The organism is Streptomyces ziwulingensis, assembly GCF_039542605.1.
GTDB classification, from domain to species: domain Bacteria; phylum Actinomycetota; class Actinomycetes; order Streptomycetales; family Streptomycetaceae; genus Streptomyces; species Streptomyces ziwulingensis.
Map to the genome: position 1 here is coordinate 114174 of NZ_BAABIG010000022.1, position 18951 is coordinate 133124.

Below are 18951 nucleotides of genomic sequence, written 5' to 3' on the forward strand. Positions count from 1 at the left end.
CCTCAGCGGAAGCTTTCCCGCCCAGAGAGCCGAGAGGCTTGCGGTCGCGCGGTTCGGCCGCGACGCGACCGCGACTGATGATGCCGTGCAGCAGTGAGCGATGTTTCACGTGAAACACGATGCACACCGCCTGAGGCCGAACCGCCACGACACTCCGGCACGCAGAGGCGGGGAGGCATGTGTGGAGTACGTCGCGTCGTCAGGACGGATGAGCCCTCTCCGGCTATCCGCGACGCCGGCGAGTCCGTCCGGTGCGGGCCGCCTTCGCCCGCTTGGCCGCGAAGCGCACCCCGCCGGGACTCTCCCCGACCTCGACCCGTACGACCGTCGAGGGAGAGTCCACCACGCCCTCGCCGACGTGCAGGATGGACGTCTGCACGGCGCCCAGCTTGCTCAGCGCCGTCGCCGCGCTCTTCAGCTCCTCCTCCGCCGTGTCGCCCTTGAGGGCGAGCATCTCCCCGTAGGGACGCAGCAGGGGGACTCCCCAGGTGGCCAGCCGGTCCAGGGGCGCCACGGCCCGGGCCGTCACCACGTGCACCGGAGGGAGCTTGCCCATGACCTCCTCGGCCCGGCCGCGCACGACGGTCACATGGTCCAGGCCCAGCAGCTCCACGACCTCGGTCAGGAAGTTGGTGCGCCGCAGGAGCGGCTCCAGCAGGGTGATCTTCAGGTCCTCGCGGACGAGCGCCAGCGGGATACCGGGCAGGCCGGCACCCGAGCCGACATCGCAGACCGTCACACCCGCCGGCACGACCTCGGAGAGCACCGCACAGTTCAGCAGGTGCCGTTCCCACAGGCGGGGCACCTCGCGCGGCCCGATCAGACCGCGCTGAACACCCGCCTCGGCCAGCAGTTCCGCATAGCGGACCGCGTCCGCGTAGCGATCTCCGAACACTTCGCGGGCTTGATCGGGCGCAGGGGGAAGCTCCGCTGCCTCCGTCACGGGGACCGTCCTTCCGTACCGCGTCGGCACCTCGGGCGCCGACATCAGGAACCACCAGAACTATCAGGCTGACAAAATTCGGCCCCGTCTGCGCAACAGACGGGGCCGGGTGAGACGCGGGGACCGATCAGGCGGGCAGCACGACGACGAAGCGCTGCGGCTCCTCGCCCTCCGACTCGCTGCGCAGGCCGGCGGTCTTGACGGCGTCGTGCACGACCTTGCGCTCGAACGGCGTCATCGGGTCCAGGCGCACAGGCGCGCCACTGCTCTTGGCCTCGGCGGCGGCCTTGGCCCCCAGCTCGGAGAGCTCGGTGCGCTTGCGGGCGCGGTAGCCGTCGATGTCGAGCATCAGGCGGCTGCGATCACCGGTCTCGCGGTGCACGGCCAGGCGGGTCAGCTCCTGGAGTGCCTCCAGGACCTCGCCGTCACGGCCCACCAGCTTCTGCAGGTCGCGGCCGTCCGTGTCGCCGATGATGGAGACAGCGGCGCGGTCGGCCTCGACGTCCATGTCGATGTCGCCGTCGAGGTCGGCGATGTCGAGCAGACCCTCCAGGTAATCCGCCGCGATCTCGCCCTCCTGCTCCAGGCGGGTCAGGGTGTCCGCGCCCTCGGCAGCGGCGGAGATGGTGCCTTCCGTCACGGGATGGACTCCTTCTTACTTCTTCGACGGGGACTTGGGCCGCTGCGGGCCCTTGCGCTGACCGGACTGGGCCTTGCTGCGGCCACCGGAGCCGGGCTTCTGCGCGGGCTTCTTGGCGACGCCGGGCTTGGCGTCCTGGGGCTCGTCGGACTTGCTCAGCGACGTCGACGGCCTCGCCGGCACCTCGGCCTCGGGCTCGGAGTCGGTCCCGGTGTCACCGGCGGCCTTGGCGCCGCCCTGGCGCTGCGACTTGGACTGCCGCCTGGGCTGCTGCCGCTTGGGGGTGGTGACCGTGGGCGTGCCGTCCTCGGTCTCGGTGGCGACCGCGGACTCGCCCTTCACCACGCTGCCGTCCGCCTGAGCCGTCAGGCCGGCCTTGCTCAGGCCGTTGATGAACTTGCGCTCGGACTCGTTGCGGTCCCGGCCCTTGGCGACGATGGCCTTGATGATGGCCCGCTCACCGCGGCGCGGGGGCCTGCCGGAGGTCGCGACGTGCTTGTGCAGGCGCTCCAGGTAGGCCGACTGGGCCTTGGAACCCGGGGTCGGGTTGTTGCGGATGACGAACATCTGCTGGCCCATGGTCCACACGTTGGTGGTCAGCCAGTAGACGAGGACACCGACCGGGAAGTTGATGCCGAAGACGGCGAACATGACCGGGAAGACGTACATCAGCATCTTCTGCTGCTGCATGAACGGCGTCTTCACCGTGGTGTCGACGTTCTTCGTCATGAGCTGGCGCTGGGTGAAGAACTGCGACGCCGACATCATCACGATCATGATGGCGGTGACGACCCGGACGTCGGTGAGGGAGGCTCCGAGCGCCTCCACCTTCGAGGCCCCGTCGGTGAACTTCGCCGCGAGCGGCGCACCGATGATGTGCGCGTTCTGCGCGCTCTCCAGCAGACGCTCGTTGATCACGCCGATGGTCTTGCCGGAGGCGATGCCGTCGAGCACGTGGTAGAGGGCGAAGAAGAACGGAGACTGCGCCAGGATGGGAAGGCACGAGGAGAGCGGGTTGGTACCCGTCTCCTTGTACAGCTTCATCATCTCTTCGGACTGGCGCTGCTTGTCGTTCTTGTAGCGCTCCTGGATCTTCTTCATCTCCGGCTGGAGCGTCTGCATCGCGCGGGTCGCCTTGATCTGCTTCACGAAGAGCGGGATCAGGCAGATGCGGATCAGTACCACCAGGGACACGATGGACAGGCCCCAGGCCCATCCCGTGTCCGGGCCGAAGAGGGCTCCGTACACGCTGTGGAACTGGACGATGACCCAGGAGACAGGTGTCGTGATGAAGCTGAAGAGGCTGGCAATCGTGTCCACTAATCATGCTCCTTGGGCATGGGACTGGGTCTCTGCGGCCGGGCCCGGGGGGCTGGACCGATCCGTGGGAGCGGTCCGTACCCCGGTGGCCGGTTCGGCGGCGGAGGGCCCGCCCTTGCGTGCCCGCCCGACGCCCCGCAGCAGCTCGTGCCACCGTGGACGCTTGCGCGGCGGAACGTGGTCCACCCCGCCCGGCGACCACGGATTGCACCGCAGGATGCGCCAGGCGGTGAGTACCGTGCCTTTGAGGGCACCGTGCCGGTCGATGGCCGTGAAGCCGTAGTGGGAACACGACGGGTAGTACTTGCAGACCGGCCCGAGCAGCGGACTGATCGTCCACTGGTACAGCTTGATGAAAGCCAGTAGCGGGTACTTCATCGCGCGCCCCCTCCCAGTAGCCGCTGCAGGGCGGCGTCCAGGTCTTGGGCCAGTCGTGCATGGTCGGCGTCACCCGCGTCGGGCAGCGCTCGTACGACTACCAGGCTACCGGGGGGAAACCGGTCGACCCGGTCGCGCATCAGATGGCGAAGCCTGCGCTTCACCTTGTTCCGCACGACCGCACCGCCCACGGCTTTGCTGACGACGAAACCCGCACGCGTCGGGGGAGCGCTCTCCCCAGGCGCGTGCGGGTCCATGGCACCGCTGTGAAAATGGACGACGAGGGACGGGCGTCCTGCCCGGCGCCCCCGTCGTACCGCGGTCGCGAAGTCCTCGCGCCGCCTCAGCCGCTTTTCGGTGGGCAGCACGATGTCATGACCTGACCGGGATCAGGCGGACAGACGGGCGCGACCCTTGCTACGGCGGGTCGCGAGAATCGCGCGACCGGCGCGGGTCCGCATACGCAGCCGGAAGCCGTGGGTCTTCGCGCGACGACGGTTGTTCGGCTGGAAGGTGCGCTTGCTCACTCGGGGGCTCCAGAAAGAAATCGGTGGTGGCGGGGTGCCGTCTCGGCTGTCACCGTGCGCCCACGAGTAGCTCGCGTTACGCCCGTGTGCACCGCTGTCCGATCACCTGACGCGATCTGTGCCCATCGGAGGCAGGCGGCAGCAGCCATCGACAACTCGACCTGGTTACGGTACGCGCGGCTGCGCCATTCGGTCAAACCAACGACCGCCGGGAGACACTTGTCCACAGGCTGGGGACAACGACTTGAACCCTACCGCTCACGCTGACTACCTTGGCGGGACTCCGATTCGTTCCCTTGGCCCCGGCCGGTCCGTTCCGCCGCCCCCGCCCCACCCGAGTTTCACCCCGACCAGTCCCCGGATCACACCTTCGGGGGACACATGAGAGAGCGTGCCCTGTGGCTGACGTACCTGCCGATCTTGCCGCAGTGTGGCCACGCGTACTGGAACAGCTCCTCGGGGAGGGCCGCGGCCAGGGGGTCGAGTCGAAGGACGAGCACTGGATCCGGCGCTGCCAGCCGCTGGCCCTCGTCGCCGACACCGCCCTGCTCGCCGTACCGAACGAATTCGCGAAGGGCGTACTGGAGGGCCGTCTCGCGCCGGTCGTCAGCGAGACGCTGAGCCGGGAGTGCGGGCGCCCGATCCGCATCGCGATCACCGTGGACGACTCGGCGAACGAACCGCCGGCCCCGCCGGTCCGGCCCCAGTCGCGCTACGAGGAGTCCGAGCCGCCGCCCGGGGGCCAGCAGGGCGGCCGCGACGACTACGAGGGCTACGGCCGCCACCGCGGCGACCAGATGCCCACGGCCCGCCCCGCCTATCCGTCGGAGTACCAGCGCCCCGAGCCCGGCTCCTGGCCGCGCCCGCAGCAGGACGACTACGGCTGGCAGCAGCAGCGCCTCGGCTTTCCCGAGCGGGACCCGTACGCCTCGCCGTCGCAGGACCCGTACGGCCCGCCCGGCCAGGACGGCTACGGCCAGGACGGCTACCAGCAGAGTCCCTACCCGCAGGACCCGTACAAGCAGGACGGCTACCAGCAGGACTACCGTCCGAAGCCGCCCGAGCGCTCCGCGTACGAGTCCGAGCGCAAGCCCTACGACCCCGAGCGCAAGCCCTACGACGGCCAGCGCCCCGACTACGAGCAGGCGCGCGGCGACTACGACCAGCGCGGCGGCCGGCGGGAGCTGCCGGAGCCGCCGTCCGGCTCCGGGCACGTCCACCGCGGCGGTCCGGTCGGTCCGGGTCCCGCCACCGGCGCGCCCGGCCCGCTGGCCGCGCAGCCCGCGCCGGCCTCCAAACCGGGCGAGCCGACCGCCCGCCTGAACCCGAAGTACCTCTTCGACACCTTCGTCATCGGCGCCTCCAACCGCTTCGCGCACGCCGCGGCGGTCGCGGTCGCCGAGGCGCCGGCGAAGGCGTACAACCCGCTGTTCATCTACGGGGAGTCGGGACTCGGCAAGACGCACCTGCTGCACGCGATCGGGCACTACGCGCGCAGCCTGTACCCCGGCACGCGGGTGCGGTACGTCAGCTCGGAGGAGTTCACCAACGAGTTCATCAACTCCATCCGCGACGGCAAGGGCGACAGCTTCCGCAAGCGGTACCGGGAGATGGACATCCTGCTGGTCGACGACATCCAGTTCCTGGCGGACAAGGAGTCGACGCAGGAGGAGTTCTTCCACACCTTCAACACCCTGCACAACGCCAACAAGCAGATCGTGCTCTCCAGCGACCGGCCGCCCAAGCAGTTGGTCACGCTGGAGGACCGGCTGCGCAACCGCTTCGAGTGGGGGCTGATCACCGACGTCCAGCCGCCCGAGCTGGAGACGCGGATCGCGATCCTGCGCAAGAAGGCCGTGCAGGAGCAGTTGAACGCGCCGCCCGAGGTCCTGGAGTTCATCGCGTCCCGGATCTCGCGCAACATCCGCGAGCTGGAGGGCGCGCTGATCCGGGTGACGGCGTTCGCGTCGCTCAACCGGCAGCCGGTCGACCTGGGGCTGACGGAGGTCGTCCTGAAGGACCTGATCCCGGGCGGCGAGGACTCCGCCCCCGAGATCACCTCCACGGCCATCATGAGCGCGACCGCCGACTACTTCGGCCTGACCGTCGAGGACCTGTGCGGCACCTCGCGCGGACGGGCGCTGGTGACGGCCCGCCAGATCGCCATGTACCTCTGCCGTGAGCTGACGGACCTCTCGCTGCCGAAGATCGGCGCGCTGTTCGGCGGCCGGGACCACACCACGGTGATGCACGCCGACCGCAAGATCCGCAATCTGATGGCCGAGCGCCGCTCCATCTACAACCAGGTCACCGAGCTGACGAACCGCATCAAGAACGGCTGAGAGCGCCTGGGAACGCTGAGGACCGCTGAGGACGGCTACTGAGGACGGCTGAGAGCCGGTCCCGCAGGCCGACGTACGACGTGCCGAGCGCCCTCCGGAGGAGATCCGGAGGGCGCTTCTCGTCGTTCCCGGACCTTCCCGGGCCTTCCCGCACCGTCCTCCGGCCCGTCCTCCGGCCCGTCCTCCGGCCCGCTCTCCCGCCCGTCCCGCGTCGGGCCGGCTCCCGCGGGAGGCCGTCCGCTGTTCGAATAAGTGCCGGGTTACGGTCTCCCTCCACAGATTCGGTGACTTTTTTCCGTCCACACCATGGGGACAGGGAAGTTGTCCCGATCTTGTCCACAGGGCGGGCCGGTGAGGAACCATCAGGGCAGGTCACCTGCCTGTGGATTGGTGGACAAAAGATCTCCACAGGCTGTGGACAAACTCTCGGTCCACAGCCTGTGCACGAAGTTGTCCACGGGCAACCCACAGGTCAGCCCCGGTTGTCCCCAGCGATCGAGGGCTTCTCCACATGGCTGTCCACTGTTCGGCAACCTGACGCGCCTCGTCACCGCGTCGAGTGAAAGGCGTCACACCAAGGTGCCGGGTTGGCCTGTGGGAAAGACGGGTAAACCTGGGGACGGCGCTGGGGAGAAGTCGCCTCTCCCTGTGCACGGGGTGTGCAGAACTTTCTGTTCTCCACAGTCAGGGCCGGTTTTCCACCGGCTCCACCCACAGGCCCCGTGGACAAAATTTCCGGTCTGACCTGCGGAAACAGGGTTATCCACCGTATCCACAGGCCCTACTACTACTAGCGACTAGAGAGAGTGCGGAATCCGTTTCGAAGCGGGACCTGTGCACAACTCGCCCTCTCGAGCCCGACCGCCCCTCGGCACGACTTGCGCCCGATGGGCACCTACTGTCAGTGCGGTGCGTCAGACTGGTCCCCGGTGTCCTGCCCCTCACAGGGTTCGGCGACACCGGGTCAGACGACGAAGGCGAAGCAGGGCGAGAAGCGCCGGCAACAGCAGGAGGCGGCAACAGTGAAGATCCGGGTGGAACGCGACGTACTCGCGGAGGCCGTGGCCTGGGCGGCACGCAGCCTCCCGGCCCGTCCGCCGGCACCGGTCCTCGCGGGCCTGCTGCTGAAGGCCGAGGAAGGGCAGTTGAGCCTGTCCAGCTTCGACTACGAGGTCTCGGCACGCGTGTCGGTCGACGCGGAGACGGAGGAGGACGGCACGGTGCTCGTCTCCGGCCGGCTGCTCGCCGACATCTGCCGGGCCCTCCCCAACCGGCCGGTGGAGATTTCCACAGACGGTGTACGGGCGACCGTGGTCTGCGGCTCCTCGCGGTTCACCCTCCACACCCTGCCGGTGGAGGAGTACCCGGCCCTGCCGCAGATGCCGACCGCGACCGGCACGGTGCCCGGTGAGGTCTTCGCCTCCGCCGCCTCCCAGGTCGCCATCGCCGCCGGCCGCGACGACACGCTGCCCGTCCTCACCGGTGTGCGCATCGAGATCGAGGGCGACCGCGTCACCCTCGCCTCCACCGACCGCTACCGCTTCGCGGTCCGTGAGTTCCTGTGGAAGCCGGAGGACCCGGAGGCGTCCGCGGTCGCCCTGGTGCCCGCCAAGACGCTCCTGGACACCGCCAAGGCGCTGACCAGCGGCGACCAGGTGATCCTGGCGCTGTCGGGCTCCGGCGCGGGCGAGGGCCTGATCGGTTTCGAGGGCGCCGGACGCCGGACCACCACCCGGCTCCTGGAGGGCGACCTCCCGAAGTACAAGACGCTCTTCCCGACCGAGTTCAACAGCGTCGCCGTGATCGAGACCGCCCCCTTCGTGGAGGCCGTCAAGCGCGTGGCCCTGGTCGCCGAGCGCAACACCCCGGTGCGGCTCAGCTTCGAGCAGGGTGTGCTCATCCTGGAGGCCGGCTCCAGCGACGACGCACAGGCTGTGGAGCGGGTCGACGCCCAGCTCGACGGCGACGACATCTCGATCGCCTTCAACCCGACCTTCCTGCTGGACGGCCTGAGCGCCATCGACTCCCCGGTGGCCCAGCTCTCCTTCACGACCTCCACCAAGCCCGCGCTGCTCAGCGGCAGGCCGGCGGTGGACGCCGAGGCGGACGAGGCGTACAAGTACCTGATCATGCCGGTCCGCCTGAGCGGCTGAGCGACTGAGCGGCTGAACGCCTGGATGCTTGAGACCGCGCGGCCGGGTCGAGGCGGAGCGGGGGCCACCGGCCCCCGTCCACAGGCGGAGCCGCAGGTGGGGACGGCAGATGAGCGCCGGTGCCCACAGTTGTGCGTGACCGTCCGGGTTTAGGCTCGGGCGTCGGCGCGCAAGCGCCTCACACGCCACAGCTACCTAAGGAACGCAACTGATGCAGCTCGGTCTCGTCGGCCTCGGCAAAATGGGCGGCAACATGCGCGAGCGGATCCGCCGCGCGGGCCACACCGTCGTCGGATTCGACCGCAACCCGGACCTCGCCGACGTCCACAGCCTCGAAGAGCTGGTGGGCAAGCTCGAGGGTCCGCGCGTGGTCTGGGTGATGGTCCCGGCCGGCGCGGCCACCCAGTCGACCGTCGACGAGCTGGCCGGGCTCCTGGAGCCGGGCGACGTCGTCGTGGACGGCGGCAACAGCCGCTGGACGGACGACGAGAAGCACGCCGGTGAGCTGGCGGCCAAGGGCATAGGCTTCGTCGACTGCGGCGTCTCCGGCGGCGTCTGGGGCCTGGAGAACGGCTACGCGCTGATGTACGGCGGCGACGCCGAGCACGTCGCCAAGGTGCAGCCGGTCTTCGACGCGCTCAAGCCGGCGGGTGACTTCGGCTCGGTGCACGCCGGCAAGGTCGGCGCGGGCCACTTCGCGAAGATGGTCCACAACGGCATCGAGTACGCCATGATGCAGGCCTACGCCGAGGGCTGGGAGCTGCTGGAGAAGGTCGACTCCGTGACCGACGTCCGGGACGTCTTCCGCTCCTGGCAGGAGGGCACGGTCATCCGCTCCTGGCTGCTCGACCTGGCCGTCAACGCCCTCGACGAGGACGAGCACCTGGACAAGCTCCGCGGCTTCGCGCAGGACTCCGGTGAGGGACGCTGGACGGTGGAGGCCGCGATCGACAACGCGGTGCCGCTGCCGGCGATCACCGCGTCGCTGTTCGCGCGGTTCGCCTCCCGCCAGGAGGACTCGCCGCAGATGAAGATGATCGCCGCGCTGCGCAACCAGTTCGGCGGCCACGCGGTGGAGAAGAAGTAAGCAGCACCCGAGGACAGGAGGTCGGCGAACGATCATGCACGTCACGCATCTGTCGCTGGCCGACTTCCGCTCGTACGCCCGGGTCGAGGTTCCGCTGGACCCGGGCGTCACCGCCTTCGTCGGCCCCAACGGACAGGGCAAGACCAACCTCGTCGAGGCCGTCGGCTACCTCGCCACCCTCGGCAGCCACCGTGTCTCCTCCGACGCCCCCTTGGTCCGGATGGGCGCCGACCGCGCGGTGATCCGCGCGCAGGTCAAGCAGGGTGAGCGGCAGCAGCTCATCGAGCTGGAGCTGAACCCCGGCCGGGCCAACCGCGCCCGCATCAACCGTTCCTCTCAGGTCAGGCCGAGGGACGTGGTCGGCATAGTGCGCACCGTCCTCTTCGCGCCCGAGGACCTCGCCCTGGTCAAGGGCGACCCCGGGGAGCGGCGCCGCTTCCTCGACGAGCTGATCACCGCGCGCTCCCCGCGCATGGCCGGCGTGCGCGCCGACTACGACCGCGTCCTCAAGCAGCGCAACACCCTGCTGAAGTCGGCCGCGCTGGCCCGCCGGCACGGCGGACGCACCCTGGACCTGTCCACCCTCGACGTCTGGGACCAGCACCTCGCCCGGGCGGGCGCCGAACTGCTCGCCCAGCGCCTGGACCTGATCGCCACGCTCCAGCCGCTGGCCGACAAGGCGTACGACCAGCTCGCCCCCGGCGGCGGCCCCCTCGCCCTGGAGTACCGGCCCTCGGCGCCCGGCGAGGCGCACACCCGGGAGGACCTCTACGAGCAGGTGACGGCCGCGCTCACCGAGGCCCGCAAGCAGGAGATCGAGCGGGGCGTCACCCTGGTCGGCCCGCACCGCGACGACCTGCTGCTCAAACTCGGCGAACTGCCCGCCAAGGGATACGCCTCGCACGGGGAGTCCTGGTCCTACGCGCTGGCGCTGCGCCTGGCCTCGTACGACCTGCTGCGCGCCGAGGGCAATGAGCCGGTGCTGGTCCTGGACGACGTCTTCGCCGAGCTGGACGCGCGCCGCCGGGAGCGGCTCGCCGAACTGGTCGCGCCCGGCGAGCAGGTGCTGGTGACCGCCGCCGTGGAGGACGACGTACCGCGGGTGCTGGCGGGTGCGCGGTTCACGGTGGCCGACGGGTCGGTGCGGCGGGTATGAGCGCCGACGAGTCCGCCCCGGAGCCGGCTGCGGCCCCCGCCCCGAAGCCGGCCACCGCCCCCGCGGCCGAGCCGGCCGCCGCACCCCGACCGGCCCCCGGGCCCTCCGGTGTCGACCTCGCACGCGTGGCGCTGCGGGCGGCGAAGGAAGCGGCACGCGCGCGTGGGGAACAGGCGCAGCAGAAGAAGCAGGCGCGGCGTGGCGGACTGCGCTCCGGCGCGCACGCCGACGGGCGCGACCCGATGGCGCTCGGTCCGGCCATCAACCGGCTGATCACCGAGCGGGGCTGGGAGACGCCGGCCGCGGTGGGCGGGGTGATGGGGCGCTGGCCGCAGATCGTGGGCGAGGACATCGCCAAGCACTGTGTGCCGGAGCGGTACGACGAGGACGAGCGGGTGCTCTCCGTGCGCTGTGACTCCACGGCCTGGGCGACCAATCTGCGCCTGCTCGCCCCGACCCTCGTCGCCCGTATCAACGAGGATCTCGGCCACGGCTCGGTGCGCCTGCTCAAGGTGCAGGGACCCGGTGGAGCCCCCCGCCGCTACGGCCCGTTGCGCGCCCACGGCAGCACCGGCCCCGGTGACACGTACGGCTGAGACACCCCCGCGGGGACTGCCGGATGGGCCCGGGAGCACTCCTCTGGCACCCTCCGCATCAAGAGTGACTGACATCACAACTCAGGGCGTCGACGGCCATTCCGGACCGTCGGCGCCCTGCTCGTCGTACCACCGCACACAATGGCGAATCGCGTGCTGACTCCTAAGTAGCCAAGGGTTGACGACTGGAAGCGCTGAGTGCCTCCGTGAGCCTCTTGGGGCCCCCTTCCGTATATCGGGAGTCGGGAGCGGATGGTTCAGGGCGGCACATGCGGACTCAGGTACCGGCAAACCCCCATCAGTGTCAGTGCTACCGGTAGACTGGAGAGCAATCCCGCCCCACTCGTGGGGACCGCCCGGGAAACGCTGAGCAACGCTGATCAAGGCTTACCAACGCAACATGCCGCAGCCGCTCCGGCAACCCGCCGACGAGCTTGGCTCGTGCTGTGCCAGAAAGGGCGCTTCGTGGCCGATTCCGGCAACCCCAACGAGAACATCCCGTCCACCGACACCGGCGTGCACTCCGCGGTGAGCACCTCGAACGGCGAGCCAGCCTCCTCGTACGACGCCAGTGCCATCACTGTGCTCGAGGGTCTGGACGCGGTCCGCAAGCGACCCGGCATGTACATCGGTTCGACCGGTGAGCGTGGACTGCACCACCTCGTGCAGGAGGTCGTCGACAACTCCGTCGACGAGGCGCTGGCCGGCCACGCGGACACCATCGACGTCACGATCCTGGCCGACGGCGGCGTACGCGTCGTCGACAACGGCCGCGGCATCCCGGTGGGCATCGTCCCCTCCGAGGGCAAGCCCGCCGTCGAGGTCGTGCTGACCGTGCTGCACGCGGGCGGCAAGTTCGGCGGCGGCGGCTACGCGGTCTCCGGCGGTCTGCACGGCGTGGGCGTCTCCGTCGTCAACGCCCTGTCCAAGAAGGTCGCCGTCGAGATCAGGACCGACGGCCACCGCTGGACGCAGGAGTACCGGCTGGGCGTCCCCACCGCGCCGCTCGCCCAGCACGAGACCACCGACGAGACCGGCACGACGGTCACCTTCTGGGCCGACGGCGACATCTTCGAGACCACCGACTACTCCTTCGAGACGCTCTCCCGGCGCTTCCAGGAGATGGCGTTCCTCAACAAGGGCCTGCGGATCAACCTCACCGACGAGCGGGAGTCGGCGAAGGCCACCGCCGGTGCGGACGAGGCGGGCGAGGACGAGAAGCACGAGGTCAAGTTCGTCTCGTACCACTACGAGGGCGGCATCGTCGACTTCGTGAAGTACCTCAACTCCCGCAAGGGCGAAGTGGTGCACCCGACCGCGATCGACCTGGAGGCCGAGGACCGCGACCGGCACCTCTCCCTGGAGGTCGCCATGCAGTGGAACGGCGGCTACACCGAGGGCGTGTACTCGTTCGCCAACATCATCCACACGCACGAGGGCGGCACCCACGAGGAGGGCTTCCGCGCGGCCCTGACCTCACTGATCAACAAGTACGCGCGGGACAAGCGGCTGTTGCGGGAGAAGGACGACAACCTCACGGGTGACGACATCCGCGAGGGTCTGACCGCGATCATCTCGGTCAAGCTGGGCGAGCCCCAGTTCGAGGGCCAGACCAAGACCAAGCTGGGCAACACCGAGGTGAAGACCTTCGTCCAGAAGGTGGTCTACGAGCACCTGGCCGACTGGCTGGACCGCAACCCCAACGAGGCCGCGGACATCATCCGCAAGGGCATCCAGGCGGCCACCGCGCGGGTGGCGGCCCGCAAGGCCCGCGACCTGACCCGCCGCAAGGGTCTGCTGGAGTCGGCGTCGCTGCCGGGCAAGCTCTCCGACTGCCAGTCGAACGACCCCGTCAAGTGCGAGATCTTCATCGTCGAGGGCGACTCCGCCGGCGGTTCCGCCAAGTCCGGCCGGAACCCGCAGTACCAGGCGATCCTCCCGATCCGCGGCAAGATCCTCAACGTCGAGAAGGCACGCATCGACCGGATTCTGCAGAACCAGGAGATCCAGGCGATGATCTCCGCGTTCGGCACCGGCGTGCACGAGGACTTCGACATCGAGAAGCTCCGCTATCACAAGATCATCCTGATGGCGGACGCCGACGTCGACGGCCAGCACATCAACACCCTGCTGCTGACCTTCCTGTTCCGCTTCATGCGGCCGCTGGTCGAGGCCGGGCACGTGTACCTCTCCCGCCCCCCGCTCTACAAGATCAAGTGGGGCCGGGACGACTTCGAGTACGCCTACTCCGACCGTGAGCGCGACGCGCTGATCGGCATGGGCCGGCAGGCCGGCAAGCGCATCAGGGAAGACTCGGTGCAGCGCTTCAAGGGTCTCGGCGAGATGAACGCCGAGGAACTGCGCATCACGACCATGGACCAGGAGCACCGCGTCCTCGGCCAGGTCACGCTCGACGACGCCGCCCAGGCCGACGACCTGTTCTCGGTCCTCATGGGCGAGGACGTGGAGGCGCGCCGCCAGTTCATCCAGCGCAACGCCAAGGACGTCCGCTTCCTCGACATCTGAGTCGGTCTCCGCTGACCGCACAGGGAAGGATCTTCACCAGCAATGACCGACGAGAACACTCCCGTCCAGCCCGAAGAGGACGGCTTGGCGCTGCGCGTCGAGCCGGTCGGGCTCGAGACGGAGATGCAGCGTTCCTACCTCGACTACGCGATGTCCGTCATCGTCTCGCGCGCGCTGCCGGACGTCCGCGACGGCCTCAAGCCCGTCCACCGCCGCGTGCTGTACGCCATGTACGACGGCGGCTACCGCCCCGAGCGCGGCTTCTACAAGTGCGCCCGCGTGGTCGGCGACGTCATGGGCAACTACCACCCGCACGGCGACTCCTCCATCTACGACGCCCTGGTCCGCCTCGCGCAGCCCTGGTCGATGCGGATGCCGCTGGTCGACTCCAACGGCAACTTCGGCTCCCCGGGCAACGACCCGGCGGCGGCCATGCGGTACACCGAGTGCAAGATGGCGCCGCTGTCGATGGAGATGGTCCGCGACATCGACGAGGAGACCGTCGACTTCACGGACAACTACGACGGCCGCTCCAAGGAGCCGACCGTCCTGCCCGCGCGTTTCCCGAACCTGCTGATCAACGGCTCGGCCGGGATCGCGGTCGGCATGGCGACCAACATCCCGCCGCACAACCTGCGCGAGGTCGCGGCCGGCGCCCAGTGGTACCTGGAGAACTACGAGGCCTCGAACGAGGAGCTGCTCGACGCCCTCATCGAGCGGATCAAGGGCCCCGACTTCCCGACCGGCGCCCTCGTCGTCGGCCGCACCGGCATCGAGGAGGCGTACCGCACCGGCCGCGGCTCGATCACCATGCGGGCGGTCGTCGCGGTCGAGGAGATCCAGAACCGCCAGTGCCTGGTGGTCACGGAGCTGCCGTACCAGACCAACCCGGACAACCTCGCGCAGAAGATCGCCGACCTGGTGAAGGACGGCAAGATCGGCGGCATCGCGGACGTCCGCGACGAGACCTCCTCGCGCACCGGCCAGCGCCTGGTGATCGTCCTCAAGCGGGACGCGGTCGCCAAGGTCGTGCTGAACAACCTCTACAAGCACACCGACCTGCAGAACAACTTCGGCGCCAACATGCTGGCCCTGGTCGACGGCGTGCCGCGCACCCTCTCCCTGGACGCGTTCATCCGGCACTGGGTGAACCACCAGATCGAGGTCATCGTCCGGCGGACGAAGTTCCGGCTGCGCAAGGCCGAGGAGCGGGCGCACATCCTGCGCGGCCTGCTCAAGGCCCTGGACGCCATCGACGAGGTCATCGCGCTGATCCGGCGCAGCGACACCGTCGAGATCGCGCGCGGCGGCCTGATGACCCTCCTGGAGATCGACGAGATCCAGGCCAACGCGATCCTGGAGATGCAGCTCCGCCGGCTGGCGGCGCTGGAGCGCCAGAAGATCGTCCAGGAGCACGACGAACTCCAGGCGAAGATCCGCGAGTACAAGGCGATCCTCTCCTCCCCGGTCCGCCAGCGCGAGATCGTGAGCGAGGAGCTGACCGCGATCGTCGACAAGTTCGGCGACGACCGCAAGACGAAGCTGATCCCCTATGAGGGCGACATGTCCATCGAGGACCTGATCGCCGAGGAGGACATCGTCGTCACGGTCACGCGCGGCGGCTACATCAAGCGGACCAAGACCGACGACTACCGGGCGCAGAAGCGCGGCGGCAAGGGCGTACGCGGGACGAAGCTCAAGGAAGACGACATCGTCGACCACTTCTTCGTCTCCACCACCCACCACTGGCTGCTGTTCTTCACCAACAAGGGCCGGGTCTACCGCGTCAAGGGCTACGAGCTGCCCGACGCCGGCCGGGAAGCGCGCGGCCAGCACGTCGCCAACCTGCTGGCCTTCCAGCCGGACGAGTCGATCGCCGAGATCTTCGCGATCCGCGACTACGAGGCGGCGCCCTACCTGGTCCTCGCCACCAAGGGCGGCCTGGTCAAGAAGACCTCGCTGAAGGACTACGACTCCCCGCGCTCGGGCGGTGTCATCGCCATCAACCTGCGCGAGCGGGAGGACGGCACCGATGACGAACTGATCGGAGTGGAGCTGGTCTCCGCCGATGACGATCTGCTGCTGATCAGCAAGAAGGCGCAATCGATCAGGTTCACCGCATCGGACGACACGCTGCGTCCGATGGGCCGTGCCACCTCGGGCGTCAAGGGCATGAGCTTCCGCGGCGAGGACGAACTGCTCTCGATGAATGTTGTCCGTCCCGGTACGTTCGTGTTCACTGCTACCGACGGTGGTTACGCGAAGCGGACCAACGTCGACGAGTACCGCGTCCAGGGTCGCGGCGGCCTCGGCATCAAGGCCGCCAAGATCGTCGAGGACCGCGGAGAGCTCGTCGGAGCGCTGGTGGTCGAGGAGACGGACGAGATCCTCGCCATCACCCTCTCCGGCGGTGTGATCCGCACGCGAGTCAACGAGATCAGGGAGACCGGCCGTGACACCATGGGCGTCCAACTGATCAATCTTGGCAAGCGCGATGCCGTGGTCGGTATCGCACGCAACGCCGAGGCCGGGCGCGAGGCGGAGGAAGTCGACGGCGACGTGGTCGTCGACGAGACCGCCGAGGATGCCGCGACCGCCGGCACGGACGAGGGTGAGGCACCCTCGGCCGAGTAGCACGAGGAGAGAGTCATCGTGAGCGGAGCCACGGGCGCCGGATCGGCCGGTACCTCCCCAGGTACACAAACGGACGGCGGCGGCCGTGGCTCCGCCGTGCGAGGATCCGGTGAAAGTGGAACGGACTCGCGCGCAGCCGCGTCCTCATCCTCGTACGAGACTCATGGATCCCAGGGGGGAACTGTGACGGACACCCGAGGTCCGCAGACCCAGCAGTACGCGGCTGGCGCGGGCCCGGCCGCTTCCGGCAACCAGGCCCAGCCCGCGCCCTACCAGCAGGCCGCCGCCCAGGAGCCGGCCTCCCCGCTGCCGGGCGAACGGCAGCAGCAGCCCGGCGGGCCCTACCACCCGCCACAGGCGTACCCGTCCTCGGCGGGCACTTCCTCCGGGGCGGTGCGCCGCCCGCGCACCGGAGCGCGCACCACGCCGCGCGTGCGCAAGGCGCGCCTGCGGGTGGCGAAGGCCGACCCGTGGTCGGTGATGAAGGTGAGCTTCCTGCTCTCCATCGCGCTGGGCATCTGCACGATCGTCGCCGCGGCGGTGCTGTGGATGGTCATGGACGCCATGGGCGTCTTCTCGACGGTCGGCGGAACGATCTCCGAGGCGACCGGCTCGAACGAGTCGAACGGGTTCGACCTCCAGTCCTTCCTGTCGCTGCCGAACGTCCTGCTGTTCACGACGATCATCGCGGTCATCGACGTCGTCCTCGCGACGGCGCTGGCGACCCTCGGCGCCTTCATCTACAACCTCTCCGCCGGCTTCGTCGGCGGCGTGGAGCTGACGCTCGCGGAGGACGAGTGAGCGTCTGAGCGGTACGGCGGCGGTGCCGACGCGGTGTCGAGGGGCTCGCCCCCAACCGATTTTGGGACTGCCCACCTCGTGCGCTAATCTTCAGGAGTCAGCGCGCGGGACATACACCGCAGAGCGCGGCGGGGCTATAGCTCAGTTGGTTAGAGCGCATCCCTGATAAGGATGAGGCCACAGGTTCAAATCCTGTTAGCCCCACCAGCCAAAAGGCCCCCGGACCATCGGTCCGGGGGCCTTTTGACACCAGTTCCTGACACCAGTTCTTGACACCAACAGCGGCGATCAGCCGATGAGCGGGTCTTCGAGCAACTCGGCGAGCATGCCGACCGCCCCCCTCTCGCTGTCGCCCACGACGTGCGTGCACACGTCCATCGTCGTCATGCTGGGCCGAGGAGGAGAATGCCGCCGTGGTCGATGGGATCAGGCGCCCCCTCAGCGAGCTTCGTCAAGGTGAAGCAGTACAAGCAACGATCATCAGTCACCATCCTTGGGGACTCCTGGCAGAACTCCACGGATACGAACCCGTGGGTGCCTCACTGGATGTCATTCGTCGCCGCAGCGAGCCTGGGGTGCAGCGACTCGTCCAGCAGCTACCGCCAGTCGGAGTGACCGTTGACCTCGTCATAGGCGAAGTGCGCCCATGGCACCGCGAGCCATTGATCTGGGTGGACCTCACGGCACCCTGCCAGGCGAAGGCTGCCTGTGATCATGTCAGCCTCACAGCGGCCCGCCCCAGCAGGGTCAGGGCCGGGGGCCCGCCCACAGGCCGGACGGGTCGATGTACTCCCAGTCGCACCTGCCAGGGTGGCCACGGAGGATCGTGCATCCCGAGGCCATCGGGTTCTCCACCTTGAGGCAGACCTCGACGTCCTCAAGCCATTGAGGGCCCGACTCGTCGCCCCAGCGGAGGAAAACGTCCGTGCAGGGCTCCGAGCCGGCCCCGTTGGCATCGACTTCGTGGACGAGATCCCCAGCGAGACGGTCGACGCCGTTGTGGCCGCTGCCGGTCAACACCTATCCAGCATCCCCGCTTTCGACATCCAGCTCGGTCCCGACACCGTGGTCGACCCGGAGGCGCTCCTGCTCCCCGCCCAGCCTGCCGAGCCGGTCCACGCCGTACGCAACGCGATCCGTGAGGCGATCGGCGACACCCTGCCCGACGTCCCGGAACAGGCAGCCGGGTTCCGGCCGCACGTGTCCGTCGCCTACAGCGCAAGCGACGGCCCGGCCGCACCGGTCGCGAAGGCTCTCGCTGGCGCCGAGTTCACGCCGGCACGCGCGCGCATCACCAGTGCTGAATTGATCGTGCTGGGCCGCGACCGCCTGATGTACGAGTGGGAGTCCTACGCCACGGTGCCGCTCGGGTAGACCTGCACGACCCCACTAGGCGGTTTCGGTGGGCCTAGACTCCGCGGATGGCCTTGGAATGGGAACAGGTAGTCGTTCACTCGGTGGATCCGGTGGCCCTGGGGAAGTGGTGGGCCTCGGCTCTCGGCTGGGTCGTGGTGCATGACTCGGACGAGGAGTTCGAGATCCGGCCGGCGCCGGACCGTCTGCCGGGTCTGGACTTCGTCCGGATCGAGGAGGGCAAGCAGGCCAAGAGCCGGCTGCACCTCGACTTCAGGCCCGATGACCAGGACGCCGAGGTGGCCCGTCTGGAGGCGCACGGCGCGAAACGTGTCGACATCGGCCAGGGTGAGCAGTCGTGGGTCGTCATGGCGGACCCCGAGGGCAACGAGTTCTGTGTCCTCGGCCGACGGCAGCAGTAGGACGCGACGGTAGGAACTGACAGGAAGACCCCCGACCGGTCGCGGTCGGGGGTCTTCCTGTCGGGCTGTCCCG

The 18951-nt window shown here is 69.0% G+C and carries 16 protein-coding genes and 1 tRNA gene; 11 read left to right on the forward strand and 6 right to left on the reverse strand.

Translation table 11 applies throughout. The features are described from left to right. Nucleotides 1-223: 223 nt before the first annotated feature. From rsmG to rpmH, 6 genes are all read right to left on the reverse strand, one after another. Complete coding sequence (gene rsmG, locus ABEB00_RS11565) at nt 224-943, reverse strand: 16S rRNA (guanine(527)-N(7))-methyltransferase RsmG (protein WP_345619267.1); 720 nt, start codon at nt 941-943, stop codon at nt 224-226. A gap of 127 nt (nt 944-1070) precedes the next feature. After that, nucleotides 1071-1583, reverse strand: a complete 513-nt coding sequence (locus ABEB00_RS11570) for a Jag family protein (protein WP_345619268.1) — start codon at nt 1581-1583, stop codon at nt 1071-1073. 15 nt (nt 1584-1598) lie between these two features. Then, a complete protein-coding gene (gene yidC / locus ABEB00_RS11575; protein ID WP_345619269.1) occupies nt 1599-2903 on the reverse strand; it encodes a membrane protein insertase YidC in 1305 nt (434 codons plus the stop codon). Between the two features lie 3 nt (nt 2904-2906). Then, complete coding sequence (gene yidD, locus ABEB00_RS11580; protein ID WP_345619270.1) at nt 2907-3281, reverse strand: membrane protein insertion efficiency factor YidD; 375 nt, start codon at nt 3279-3281, stop codon at nt 2907-2909. Continuing rightward, nucleotides 3278-3649 (reverse strand): ribonuclease P protein component, encoded by a 372-nt coding sequence (rnpA, locus tag ABEB00_RS11585; protein WP_345619271.1) that lies wholly within the window; start codon nt 3647-3649, stop codon nt 3278-3280. The genes yidD and rnpA overlap by 4 nt, the downstream gene beginning before the upstream one ends. 21 nt (nt 3650-3670) lie before the next feature. Further along, nucleotides 3671-3808, reverse strand: coding sequence for a 50S ribosomal protein L34 (rpmH, locus tag ABEB00_RS11590; protein ID WP_003975051.1), 138 nt, complete (start codon nt 3806-3808; stop codon nt 3671-3673). Between the two features lie 398 nt (nt 3809-4206). On the opposite strand from rpmH, the gene dnaA reads away from it, so the two are divergent. The 11 genes from dnaA (at nt 4207) to ABEB00_RS11645 (ending at nt 18878) form a co-directional block, all read left to right on the forward strand. Further along, a complete protein-coding gene (dnaA, locus tag ABEB00_RS11595) occupies nt 4207-6150 on the forward strand; it encodes a chromosomal replication initiator protein DnaA (RefSeq protein WP_345619273.1) in 1944 nt (647 codons plus the stop codon). A 1022-nt stretch (nt 6151-7172) separates the two neighbouring features. Next, nucleotides 7173-8303: a DNA polymerase III subunit beta gene (gene dnaN, locus ABEB00_RS11600; protein ID WP_345619668.1), complete on the forward strand. Its 1131-nt coding sequence runs from the start codon at nt 7173-7175 to the stop codon at nt 8301-8303. A gap of 211 nt (nt 8304-8514) precedes the next feature. After that, nucleotides 8515-9390 (forward strand): phosphogluconate dehydrogenase (NAD(+)-dependent, decarboxylating), encoded by an 876-nt coding sequence (gene gnd / locus ABEB00_RS11605; protein ID WP_345619274.1) that lies wholly within the window; start codon nt 8515-8517, stop codon nt 9388-9390. 34 nt (nt 9391-9424) lie between these two features. Next, nucleotides 9425-10546 (forward strand): DNA replication/repair protein RecF, encoded by a 1122-nt coding sequence (recF, locus tag ABEB00_RS11610; RefSeq protein WP_345619275.1) that lies wholly within the window; start codon nt 9425-9427, stop codon nt 10544-10546. Continuing rightward, entirely contained in the window at nt 10543-11142 is a 600-nt protein-coding gene (locus tag ABEB00_RS11615; RefSeq protein WP_345619276.1) for a DciA family protein, read from the forward strand. Before recF ends, ABEB00_RS11615 begins: the two co-directional genes overlap by 4 nt. A gap of 465 nt (nt 11143-11607) precedes the next feature. Then, nucleotides 11608-13668, forward strand: a complete 2061-nt coding sequence (gene gyrB / locus ABEB00_RS11620) for a DNA topoisomerase (ATP-hydrolyzing) subunit B (protein ID WP_345619278.1) — start codon at nt 11608-11610, stop codon at nt 13666-13668. Nucleotides 13669-13710: 42 nt separating this feature from the next. Continuing rightward, nucleotides 13711-16302 (forward strand): DNA gyrase subunit A, encoded by a 2592-nt coding sequence (gene gyrA / locus ABEB00_RS11625; protein WP_345619279.1) that lies wholly within the window; start codon nt 13711-13713, stop codon nt 16300-16302. Nucleotides 16303-16320: 18 nt separating this feature from the next. Next, nucleotides 16321-17103 carry a DUF3566 domain-containing protein gene (locus ABEB00_RS11630; RefSeq protein WP_345619280.1) on the forward strand — a complete coding sequence of 261 codons (783 nt, stop codon included), beginning with the start codon at nt 16321-16323 and terminating at the stop codon, nt 17101-17103. A gap of 130 nt (nt 17104-17233) precedes the next feature. Next, nucleotides 17234-17310: transfer RNA gene (locus ABEB00_RS11635), tRNA-Ile, on the forward strand. A 756-nt stretch (nt 17311-18066) separates the two neighbouring features. After that, on the forward strand, nt 18067-18477 hold the full coding sequence (locus tag ABEB00_RS11640; RefSeq protein ID WP_345619282.1) for a 2'-5' RNA ligase family protein: 411 nt from the start codon (nt 18067-18069) through the stop codon (nt 18475-18477). 47 nt (nt 18478-18524) lie between these two features. Further along, on the forward strand, nt 18525-18878 hold the full coding sequence (locus ABEB00_RS11645; protein WP_345619284.1) for a VOC family protein: 354 nt from the start codon (nt 18525-18527) through the stop codon (nt 18876-18878). Nucleotides 18879-18951 lie beyond the last annotated feature (73 nt).

Bases quoted from the DNA above. Each gene is read 5' to 3' on its own strand.
- recF (WP_345619275.1), top strand. From the start codon at position 9,425: ATGCACGTCACGCATCTGTCGCTGGCCGACTTCCGCTCGTACGCCCGG.
- gyrA (WP_345619279.1), top strand. From the start codon at position 13,711: ATGACCGACGAGAACACTCCCGTCCAGCCCGAAGAGGACGGCTTGGCG.
- ABEB00_RS11645 (WP_345619284.1), top strand. From the start codon at position 18,525: ATGGCCTTGGAATGGGAACAGGTAGTCGTTCACTCGGTGGATCCGGTG.
- gnd (WP_345619274.1), top strand. From the start codon at position 8,515: ATGCAGCTCGGTCTCGTCGGCCTCGGCAAAATGGGCGGCAACATGCGC.
- yidD (WP_345619270.1), bottom strand. From the start codon at position 3,281: ATGAAGTACCCGCTACTGGCTTTCATCAAGCTGTACCAGTGGACGATC.
- ABEB00_RS11615 (WP_345619276.1), top strand. From the start codon at position 10,543: ATGAGCGCCGACGAGTCCGCCCCGGAGCCGGCTGCGGCCCCCGCCCCG.